This window comes from Prevotella sp. C561 (assembly GCF_000224595.1).
Taxonomy (GTDB): Bacteria; Bacteroidota; Bacteroidia; order Bacteroidales; family Bacteroidaceae; genus Prevotella; species Prevotella jejuni.
Window position 1 is genome coordinate 196776 of record NZ_JH114142.1, and the last position, 12070, is coordinate 208845.

5 protein-coding genes and 1 pseudogene are annotated in these 12070 nt (G+C 40.8%); 3 read left to right on the plus strand and 3 right to left on the minus strand.

Going from position 1 to position 12070, the window contains the following annotated elements; genetic code table 11:
* Positions 1-787: 787 nt before the first annotated feature.
* The gene (locus HMPREF0666_RS05145; RefSeq protein WP_009011279.1) at positions 788-2863 is read right to left on the minus strand and encodes a GDSL-type esterase/lipase family protein; all 2076 of its coding nucleotides are present in this window, start codon (positions 2861-2863) and stop codon (positions 788-790) included.
* 722 nt (positions 2864-3585) lie between these two features.
* The gene (locus HMPREF0666_RS05150) at positions 3586-5775 is read right to left on the minus strand and encodes a S9 family peptidase (RefSeq protein WP_009011280.1); all 2190 of its coding nucleotides are present in this window, start codon (positions 5773-5775) and stop codon (positions 3586-3588) included.
* A gap of 55 nt (positions 5776-5830) precedes the next feature.
* On the opposite strand from HMPREF0666_RS05150, the gene HMPREF0666_RS05155 reads away from it, so the two are divergent.
* The 3 genes from HMPREF0666_RS05155 to clpB all read left to right on the plus strand — a co-directional run bounded on the left by HMPREF0666_RS05155 (position 5831) and on the right by clpB (position 10363).
* Positions 5831-6742, plus strand: coding sequence for a TIGR01212 family radical SAM protein (locus HMPREF0666_RS05155; RefSeq protein WP_009011281.1), 912 nt, complete (start codon positions 5831-5833; stop codon positions 6740-6742).
* Positions 6739-7050, plus strand: coding sequence for a DUF3592 domain-containing protein (locus tag HMPREF0666_RS05160; protein ID WP_009011282.1), 312 nt, complete (start codon positions 6739-6741; stop codon positions 7048-7050). Before HMPREF0666_RS05155 ends, HMPREF0666_RS05160 begins: the two co-directional genes overlap by 4 nt.
* Positions 7051-7774: 724 nt before the next feature.
* Entirely contained in the window at positions 7775-10363 is a 2589-nt protein-coding gene (gene clpB, locus HMPREF0666_RS05170) for an ATP-dependent chaperone ClpB (RefSeq protein ID WP_009011284.1), read from the plus strand.
* Between the two features lie 1256 nt (positions 10364-11619).
* Here clpB and HMPREF0666_RS17910 read toward each other — a convergent pair.
* Positions 11620-12070, minus strand: a pseudogene (locus HMPREF0666_RS17910) (transposase); the annotation flags it as partial.

Sequence of the window (12070 nt, forward strand, 5' to 3'; positions counted from 1 at the left end):
CACAACTTCGGAAATATCTTTCTTACGGGAGGTCAATACCTTTATTAATCTCACTCACGAATTAGAAGAACAAAAGTCTTACCTTGAAAAAACAGTATATGCCATACCTTCTGCCCTTCTCGGTATCTTCATCGGAATTTATCGCTTGCTTCTCCACTTTTCGAAAGAGCCTATATAATCGTAAAATATCTTTACATAATATTGAGGTAAATACGCTTAATGTAGGGGTGTATCACCTCTTAAACTCAAGGCTATAACATACAATAAATCAACCTATTACGAATATCATTATAGAAGACGCCCCTCTTGCTTCAAGAAGGGCGTCTTCTGCACCCAAGAAGGGCATGTTCTCAAACAAAGAAGGACATGTTCTTTTATCATCCTTGGCCTCTTCTCAAATGGAGAGAAAAATGATTATCAATAATTATTTACAATATCTTCTTACACGTTTAGCCTTTCTTCGTCTTTTATCAGTAATCTTATAGGGATGTCTCGGTCATTCTTCTCACAGAACGTCACAGACTTGTGTCTCACAAGTTGAGCCGCACAGAGGTCTGTTCAAGTATGAGATAGCACAGAGATTACAGTCAACATTAGCGAAAGTGCCTTACCATCTCTGTATGTCTATCACCCTTCTTGAGTTTCCCCATATACAAAAAGAGACTAAAATCGCTGTGTACTCTATGAGAAATGAAACACCCAAGTGCTTTTGCGAGTAGCCCTATAAGGATCACCTCACTCATCACATACCTCTCTGTGGATGAGGAGAGAAACATGATTGAGGCATTTACCGTCTAATCTTCCATTGGAATGTACTACATGGTAAACCAACTTCATTCACAAGGTTGGCACGTGTGAAAGGTTGCCAACCATACCGAACTGAGACAGGGCGAGATACAGAAGAGGACTTAACGAGAACTGTGTTAGCCGACGTTATCTGGGCTTCTGCAGGATAGTAGACGCCATCTGCTCCTGCTACTTCAAACCCAATAAGATGGTTACCATGAGCTGACAACGACCGTGCATGCGTAAATTGTAGTTCAAGACCATCGTCTTTTACGGATACAGAATGGCAGACAGGACCCTCAGACTCTATCTTGTAAGCATAACTATGGTTCAATGCTTGTAGGGCAAGACGCTCACCAACAGGCTGCTTATTTGTGTAATGAACATCTAAAGAGTCGCCTAAATCGGTTGTCACAACCATCCACGTGTTACGTAACTTTGATGCCATACGTCGTTGAGAGTCACGGAAACGAGGCCAAGAAGGACGATTCAGACTTGAAAGCTGAACGAAATAGAATGGTAGTTCTGGGTTATGGAAGAAACTACGCCAACTCTTCTCCAACAATGGGAAGAGACGTTCGTGTAGCTCCATATTATGTGCATTCGACTCACCTTGGTACCATATAACACCATTGATACCATAACCTTTCAAAGGGAGTAGTCCTGTCTCGAACATATAGGCAGGTGAATAGGGGTGGCGCTGCAGCGGGTTCTTACTCAACTTGACATTCTGCAAGGCTCGTTCACGTGCCCATTTCATACCGAAATCGCTGTGATACCAATCATGAAGGTTGGAAGGCACATGCTGTTCTAATGTATGGCGATCAATCCATGACTCCGTGGTCGTACCACCAACAGCATTACAAATGATGCCAACAGGCACTTGTAGACTATCAGCCAATTTCTTACCGAAATGATAAGCCACAGCAGAGAAGCCACTCAAAGACGCTCGTGTACAATTACTCCAAGGACCGACACGTAGATACTGATGCCGATTGACAGAGTCGCAAGCACCTACCGACCATGAAACAGAGGTTGTTGGATAGATAGCAGACATATTAAACAGATGTAAACGTGTCTGTTTCTCTGCTTCGTTGAGGTCTTGTTCTCTACTCTGTACAGCACTCACTGGCAACTCCATATTCGACTGTCCTGAACAAAGCCATACCTCTCCTACGTATATGTCTTTAATCGTCAGTTTCTTTTTCTTTGTACTTATCACAGCCTTATAAGGGCCACCAGCCTCTTGTTTAGGAAATGAAACCTTCCACTTCCCTGCCCCATCAGCCAAAGCCGAGAGCGTATGACCATTGAAAGCGACCTTGACTGTTTCGCCTGTGTTAGCTATTCCACGGAAAACAATAGGTTTGTTGCGCTGAACAACCATGCCATCCGTGTACAACGGTGAGACAGTAAGACCACCATAGTTGCCTGTCAGTGCACCATAGACAGCCTCAGCAATAATCTTTGCACCCTCTGCATTAGGATGAATAGCATCTGCAAGAAGGTCAGGACGACTATATAAAGGTGTGTTTAAGTCGATGAGTGGGAGTCCTGTGGCCTTAGCCACCTGACGAATATGACGTTGTATCTGGTTGTACCAATCACGTGTACTACTTTCAAAACGTGGATGTCGGTCAAAGATAGGTGTCATCTGACAAAGCCAAATCTTTGCTTTCGGATTAGCCTGACGGAAGCTATCAATCAAACGGATATAGTCTGCATTGAACTCCTCGCTATATTCTGGCCAATTTCGTGGGTCTGTATCATTGAGCCCAAGATGGATAACAACCAAGTCAGCCTTAAAGTCCAAAGCCTCTTGATACTCTTTTTGGTCAATATATGGACGATGTCCGTGACTCAACAACGTTGCGCCAGAGTGCCCAAAGTTCTTGACTTCATACTGGTTTCCCAACATCTGCTGTAGCTGGGAGGGATAACAATTCTTCTCCCTATCGGTAATCGTTAAACCCCAAGTAACACTGTTGCCTACACATGCCACCTTAATTCTTCCTCCTGCAACGGCGGTTAAGACAGTTAAGAACAAACCTAATACTAAGAGAATCCTTTGTTTCATCATCAAGTATATTTGTAGTAATGATAGATTTTGATTTTATTTTAATGTAAAGACGAAAGTATGTCTTTGCAAAGTTAACGATAAATTATGAATAAAAGGGATACTATAATTAATAAAAAGAGCCATCACGAGTATTTTATCACACAAAGAAGAAAGCTATACGAAAGAATTATTAAGTCAGTTTCTTACCCAAATAACGCAAAAAACCTTTATCATTCTAACTTCAAATGTCGTATTTCCACATCGTCACTAAACACTAAAGAAAGCCCTTAAAAACAAGAAAACAGACGCTTTGAAGCCTTAGGAAAGAAATTAAAAGAACATGTGTTCGCACACATCTAATTGATGAAAAAATAATCTACTAAAAGTTTGCAGAAGCCGTAAAATTACTATATCTTTGTGACTGTTATCCTGAAAACAATCTTTTACCTTTAAAGACTAATACCTATTGAGTAATAAAGCGATTTCCTGTGAAGGCCATCGCTTTTCTTTTTTATATACCTTATTATATAGTAGTAGATATCTTTACTATTCCCATCTACCGTAATATGCTTACGAACATCCCTTCCTTTTGCGATTAATAAACACAAGCATACAGTTGCAATAGACTTAATGAACCCATACAAGTAGCGTCATTATAGCAAGAAACCCCAAGAGTCTGTTACAACTCCCAGGGTTTCTATCAACCAAAATCAAGAACATTCGTCTATAGAAAGTATCTATTACAAATTATTGATGAACCACTCAGCGACCTGTCTTAATAGATGGTTACGTGTGTTTCCACCATAGATACCATGATTGCGATTTGTATATAGATTCTCCTTAAAATCCTTGTCGGCTTGTACTAAGGCTTCAGAATACTCAAATGTGTTCTGTGGATGAACATTATCGTCTGCTAAGCCATGACAAATCAAAAGCTTTCCATGAAGCTTCTCAGCACGATTAATAGGATTTATGGCGTATCCTTCAGCATTTTCTTGTGGTGTACGCATATAACGCTCAGTATAAACTGAATCATAATAACGCCAGTTTGTTGGTGGAGCAATGGCCACACCAGCCTTGAAAACATTACGTCCCTCACTCATACTCATCAATGTATTGAAGCCGCCGAAGCTCCAACCCCATATTCCTATACGTGAAGCATCAACGTAACTCTGCTTGCCCAACCACAAAGCTGCCTCTGCTTGATCCTTTGACTCTAAGTCGCCAAGTCTCAGATAAGTACACTTCTCGAACGCTGCACCACGTGCACCAGTGCCACGTCCATCTACTGTTACTACAATATAACCCTTTTGTGTCAAGTAGTAGTCGAACATTGCACCGCTACCCATAGACCCTACGCTCCAGTTGTCGACAACTTGTTGACTGCCAGGACCGCTATACTGATGCATAATAACAGGATACTTCTTTGTTGCATCGAAGTTGGCAGGCTTCACCATCCAGCCATTTAGTTTCACACCCTCAGAGGTCGTAAACGTAAAAAACTCAACTCCTGTATTGCCATACTTAGCCAACTTAGCCTGCAACTCATCATTATTGAGGACCTCACGCACTTGCTTTCCCTTGTTATCATAGATGGCAAATACGTATGGATGATTGCTATCGCTCCATGTGTTGAGGAAATACTTATAATCACCAGAGAATGATGCTACATTCCAACCAGCACGAGCAGAAAGGCAAGTCAACTTTCCTGACTTATCAGCAACATATATCTCACGCTGCATTGGCTTACGTGCTGCTGCTTGGAAATAGGTATTACCTGTCTTTGCATCATACCCGTAAATCTCTGTTACATCATAATTGCCTTTATCAATCTGGCGTATAAGCTTGCCATTCTTATCATATAAATAAAGGTGCATATAGCCATCACGGTCAGAAGGAACAAGGATATAATCCTTCATAATACTTATTCCTTCCATCGCTTCTTCCTTCACATACTTAGGTACACTCTCCTTTATCAGTAACTTACAAGTACCTGTAAGCGGATTAGCAGCATAGAGATTTAGCTCGTCCTGATGACGATTCATTGTATAGACAATGATCCTATTGGCATCGAAAGTTGTCTTAATACGTGGAATATAACCATCGGCAGCCAATGGTAAATCGTATTTACGTACAGCGCCATCGGTCAAATTGTAAGACCAAGCGCTCACCTTTGAGTTTGCCTCACCTGCCTTTGGATATTTATAGCTGTAGTCACCAGGATAGATATCAAACATCTCAAAAGTAGGATGAGAACCTTTATAGAACTGGAGGGTAAAACTCTTTACCTCGCTCTCATCATATTTGATCCAACTTAACGTCTTACTATCCGCACTCCAAGCCAAGGCATTATTAAAGCCAAACTCCTCTTCGTTCACCCAATCAGGTAGACCGTTGATTATCTTATTAAATTCACCATCGGTAGTAACTTGCTTCACATTCTCACCATCCGTTATATAGATATTGTTCTGATGGACATAAGCAATCTGACGACCATCAGGTGAGAAGGTAGGAATCTGCTCAGAGCCATCCTTTGACAATTTCTTCAACTGCTTCGTCTTAACATCATAGAGATAGAAATCGGCTGTAAACGAACGACGATAGATACGATTAGTATTCGTCTGTAATAATAGTCGACTGCCATCTGTCGAGATCTGATAGTCATCAAATGAACTTAACTGCACGCCCTTGGCATCAGCGAGGTCGAAGATAACCCCTGTTGCGTTACCTGTCTTAAAAGAATACTTTACCACTTGACGCCCATCAGACGAGATTTGTGCATATTCTGAGGTCCCCTCTAAAGGATTAACACCAGAGATGCGCTTAGTTGCAAAAGCACCATTAGTAATGTCTTTCAAAGAGATAGGTTCCCCAGCTGTCAACTGAAGTGCACTTAGCACCGATAAACACATAAGTAATATTCGTTTCATAAATTCAAGTTTTAACAGCACAAAAATATAAAATAATCTGTATATTTGCAAACGAATGGAACAATATTATTGCGACTTTGGGAGTTGGCTGCATACCCAGTTCCCTTATAAGGTACAAAAGATTTCGGTTAACGCTGGCTTTACCTGCCCTAATCGGGATGGGAGAATTGGACGTGGTGGTTGTATCTATTGCAACAACCAAACGTTTAATCCGGCCTATTGTGACAATGGTAAAAGTGTTACTCAACAACTTGAAGATGGTAAAAGATTCTTCTCTAACAAGTATCCTAATATGAAGTATCTTGCTTATTTCCAGGCTTATACAAACACATACGGATCTAATGAACATATCAAAAAGCTTTATGAAGAAGCTCTTGCAGTAGAGGATGTTGTCGGACTTGTCATCGGTACACGGCCTGACTGTATCAATAAAGATCTGTTAGACTACTTTGAAGAACTTAATCATCGAACGTTTCTCATCGTTGAATATGGTGTGGAAACCTGCAACGATGCGACTTTACGACTCGTGAATCGTGGTCACGACTTTGCTTGTGCACGTAAAGCTATTGAGGAGACTGCCCGACGTGGTATTCGTGTTGGAGCACATATCATCCTTGGTCTGCCTGGCGAGGATGCCGAAGAAAGCCTCAGACAAGCACCAATCATCTCTTCTCTCCCGTTAACAACACTGAAAATTCATCAGTTACAAATTATCCGCGGCACTCGTCTTGCAAAGATGTACGCCGAAAAACCATTCCATCTCTATACGATTGAAGAGTATATCAAACTCATTGCAGATTACATTAGCCTTCTCAGATCCGACCTTGTTCTTGAACGTTTCGTCAGTCAGAGTCCTCCAGAACTGCTCATTGCACCTAAATGGGGACTGAAGAATTATGAGTTTACACATCGTCTTCATAACTATATGAAAGAATGTCTGAATAATAAAGATCTATTATATAAATGAAAAGAAGTCATAAACTTTCAATTGTCTATATTGTTATCTTACTCACAGGATTGTCTTTGTGGCAATTATGGAAGAGCAGTAGAATAATTGAAGACCCAGCTTATACCAAAGGTGTAGTTAATGAACTATATAAAGTTCGTGCTACTCCTTACTTTTCTTATTTATATACTATCGATGAGAAAACCTACAAAGGGAATGGTAAACGATATGGAGAATATGAAAGCCTACAAATTGGTGACACTATTACCGTCTATTATCAAAAAAGTAACCCTAACAATAGTGAAGCCTATATAAGGAAGAACAAATAACAAGCTCCAGCCTATAGGGCACCAAATATCTACCCTGTACCGATAGATACAATAAATGGAAACGCCAAATGAAAGGTTTTTGCTATATTCTTTGAGGCATACTTGCGTATAACTGTGCACTTGTTTACAGCAAAAAGAAAGAGGACTTAAAGAACTAAGAACAATCAAACTAATGAATAAACTTAGCAAAGGTATATTAATTTCAACTTTAACCGTTATCTATATCCTTGGGGTTAGCTTTGTACAAGAAAACTTTAGGAATGGGCACGATGTAGGGACTGGTATTCTATACCTTTATAGCTCCTTGCTCTTTGTCATTAGTTTTATCCTTTCATTCTCAGTATATGGAAAAAGCAGAAAAAGGAAATATACATTTCTTATAATTACCCTATCATCCCTACTCTACTACATTTATCTTTGGATGGAACAAACAAATATGCCTTACGAAAGGATTTTCTATATTCTCTGGGGCATACTTATTTATAGCTGTGCATTTATATGCTGTAAACGCCAAAAGAACTGAACATTGAGAAGCACACTCTCTCCTCCTCTCTTACCTTCCCTTTTCAAGAAACAACCAACTGACAATTTGACTGCAAGTGGTGTCATTTTGTCAGACACGAGACATGGGCACATGATTTGATATATAGTCATCAGAAATTAAAAAAAGAACTTAATACCTGATCCTATACAAGGGAAAGGGAATAAAGAAAGGATATTAGATATGACATTTGATAAATTTACAATAAAAGCACAAGAGGCTGTTCAGAGTGCGATAAACATTGCACAGCGAAATGGACAGCAGACCATTGAACCAGTACACATATTAGCTGGTGTGATGGAAAAGGGAAAGGACGTGATTAATTACGTCTTCCAGAAATTAGGTGTGAACGCACAAGCTGTGGAGAGTGCCATTCAGAATGAGATGAGCCACTTACCGAAAGTATCTGGTGGTGAACCTTATCTCTCTTCTGAGACCAATCAAGTAATGCAACGCACGATGGATATTTCGCAGAAGATGGGCGATGAGTTTGTGAGCATTGAACCGATGTTGCTCGCTCTGTTGGCTGTAAATTCCACCGCAAGTCGGATATTGAAAGATGCGGGTTGCACAGAGAAGGAGATGACGGCAGCTATCAACGACCTTCGTCAAGGTCAGAAGGTGCAGTCGCAAAGTGGTGATGAGAATTATCAGTCATTACAGAAATATGCCCGCAACCTTATCGAGGATGCCCGTGCAGGCAAGCTCGACCCAGTGATTGGTCGTGATGAGGAGATTCGAAGAGTATTGCAGATTCTGTCTCGTCGTACAAAGAACAACCCTATTCTCATTGGTGAGCCAGGTACTGGTAAGACGGCTATTGTTGAGGGTTTGGCAGAGCGAATTGTTCGGGGAGATGTGCCAGAAAACTTGAAAGATAAACAACTCTACTCATTGGATATGGGTGCGATGTTGGCTGGTGCTAAGTATAAAGGTGAGTTCGAGGAGCGATTGAAGAGTGTGGTTAAGGAAGTGATGCAGGCTGATGGTAATATCATCCTCTTCATCGATGAAATTCACACATTGGTCGGTGCTGGTGGTGGCGAAGGTGCTATGGATGCAGCTAACATTTTGAAGCCAGCTTTGGCACGTGGCGAGTTGAGAGCTATCGGTGCAACAACCCTGAATGAATATCAGAAATATTTTGAGAAAGATAAGGCTCTTGAGCGTCGTTTCCAAACAGTTATGGTGGATGAGCCAGACGAATTGGACGCCATCTCTATCCTTCGTGGATTGAAGGAGCGTTATGAGAACCATCACAAGGTTCGTATTCAAGATGATGCTTGTATCGCAGCTGTAAAACTTTCTGAGCGTTATATATCAGATCGTTTCTTACCTGATAAGGCTATCGACTTGATGGATGAGGCAGCCGCAAAACTACGCATGGAGCGTGATTCTGTTCCAGAGGAGTTGGATGAGATTACTCGTCGTTTGAAACAACTTGAGATTGAGCGTGAGGCGATTAAACGGGAAGACGATAAGGAAAAGATTGCACAACTCGACAAGGAGATTGCCGAACTCAAAGAGCAGGAACATAGTTTCCGTGCTAAGTGGGAAGGCGAGCGTGGATTGGTGAATAAGATTCAACAAGACAAGCAAGAGATTGAGCAGCTCAAGTATGAGGCTGACCGTGCCGAGCGTGAGGGCAATTACGAGCGTGTTGCAGAGATTCGTTACTCTCGTTTGAAACAACTGGAGGATGATATCAAGAATATTCAACAGCAGTTGCAAGCAACGCAAGGCGGTGAGGCGATGGTGCGTGAGGAAGTTACTGCGGATGATATAGCTGAGGTGGTAAGTCGCTGGACGGGCATTCCTGTCACCCGAATGTTACAAAGTGAGAAGGATAAACTACTCCACTTGGAGGATGAGTTGCACAAGCGTGTCATCGGTCAAGACGAGGCAATTACCGCCGTAGCAGACGCTGTTCGTCGTTCACGTGCAGGTTTGCAAGACCCAAAGAAACCTATTGCTTCCTTCATCTTCTTAGGTACAACGGGTACAGGTAAGACGGAGTTGGCAAAGGCATTGGCTGATTATCTTTTCAATGACGAGTCTATGATGACGCGAATTGATATGAGTGAGTATCAAGAGAAGTTCAGTGTAACTCGACTCATCGGTGCGCCTCCAGGATATGTAGGCTATGATGAGGGTGGTCAGTTGACTGAGGCTGTACGCCGTAAACCTTACTCAGTGGTTCTCTTTGACGAGATTGAGAAGGCACATCCAGACGTATTCAATATTCTTTTACAGGTATTGGACGATGGTCGATTGACAGATAATAAGGGTCGCACGGTGAACTTCAAGAATACGATTATCATCATGACGTCTAACCTTGGTTCGCAATACATCCAACAGCAGTTTGAGCATCTTAACGATACGAATCGTGAGGAAGTAATCGACAAGGCAAAAATTGCGGTAATGGATATGTTGAAGAAGACGATACGTCCAGAGTTCCTCAATCGTATTGACGAGACAATTATGTTCTTGCCATTGACAAAGGATCAGATTGGTGGTGTTGTTCGTTTGCAACTCGAAAGAGTTAAGGAGATGTTGGAACCACAAGGTATCAATCTCGAATGGACCGACCCAGCCATCAACTATCTTTCAGATGTTGGCTACGACCCAGAGTTCGGTGCGCGACCTGTCAAGAGAGCTATCCAGCGTTATGTATTGAACGACCTCAGTAAGTCATTGCTTTCAGGTACTGTCAATCGTGACAAACCAGTAGTCATTGATTGCTTTGGCGAGGGCTTAGTATTTAGAAACTAATATAAAAGGGAGGGTGTCATTTGACACACTCCTTTTTTTGTTTCATCCGACATTTCGACTGATACTACTATAGAGCTTTATGACGTAAATTTCTGTTCTCCTTTAGGCTTCTTCGTAACCAACATGTTTTCTTATCTTTAGTGATTCTACGTGTCATAACCGTCCGCACTGTTGGTGTTCACCGTCCACACCATTGGTGCTAAGTATCCGCTCGATGATATGACATGATAAGAAAGGGCTATTGTGGCTCATCTACTATGGAGAAAAAAATAAGATGTGCCGTAACTGTGAAAACACCTCTAAGCCCCTTTCTGTCAAGAGCGACTCCGCCTCAGAATACGCTATTTCTCACATTCATTCCAATATCCCTGATTATCTACAATAAAAGAAACATTCAAAATGAAAGTTCCTGTCACTCGTGTCACAAGAGAATAGCTTATAACCTACTGACTTGTAGCACGTTTGCACAAAGTGTTAAAAGTGACAGCAAAATGAAATTAAAACTACTATAGTTATATCGTTACATTTTTAAGAGAGCAAACAACTTTTCATTTCTCAAAGAGAACAACATATAAACAAAATTATTAGACGCACTCAACTCTTACGTTAGCAAGATTAATGTCTCTTCTCACGTAAAAGTAATTCTATCATAAATTAAACCGTAGTGTATAGCACTAAGAGCCTTATACTCATAGTAAAAAGAAGCTGTAAATAGTAGAGAACGAATATAAAAAGCGTTGCCTTACACTTAACTATAAAGGTTCAAGACTGCATATTACATACTTCTTGCTATGTTTTAAAACATAGTTTATAAACAAACTATCTATAACAAATCCTGCATGGACTAAAACCTTTTGACTTTGCCGCACTCACAGAAAGGCCTTTTATACTGCCAGAGCATCTATTAAGACCACGACAATTTGGGCTTGAATGATACTTTCTTGCCTTTGGTCCCGTACAAATGTAAACCGTTCCAGACTGAATATTCGTATTTCTCTTTGTAGAAGCAGTCGTTCCTCCTATCGTAGAGAACAAAGCAAGTGCTATAAACGCTGATTTAATAAATTGCATATTGGTATAAAGTAAGATTGTTGTAAAGAACTTAGTAAATTAGAAGTAAGAGAAAAGGTAAAGGCCATCCTCTTTTGGATATTCATTTATAAAACATAAAAAATAGGAGGGTGTGTCAAAATTGATACATCCTCTTTTTGTTCTTCCTTTACCTTGTCTACGACATAATTCGTTATTTACTGCAGCTATGCTGCTAATTTCATATAAAATGATTTATTGGGCTTTAAATAGCCTATATAAACTTGTATAGAGTATCTGAAGGTTACAAAAAGTACCTCCATAACGGCTTTTAGTTCCTTGAGATTAGTTTTTCTACACATTTTCCCTATGTTAAAGGCAATAGCGAAGAAGGCAAAGTCCATATTGACCTTGTCTTTTCCAAAATGCCTAAACCTCTTATAGGCTTTATTATATTTTGTTTGTCCAAAAAACAGCTTCAGGTTCTATGCACCTTCGTCCTCGATGCTTGATGCCTTCTTCTGAGGTCAGTAGTTCCCGTGCCTTTTTGTTTATAGTGCTGTAGTTGGTGGTTTACTTCTATAATTCTGTTCCCTCTTGCCTTAAAACATGAGCCTCTCAACGGACAAACCATCACAGCGTTCTGCCTGATAACGTACGCTGTAAGTAACGAATCCG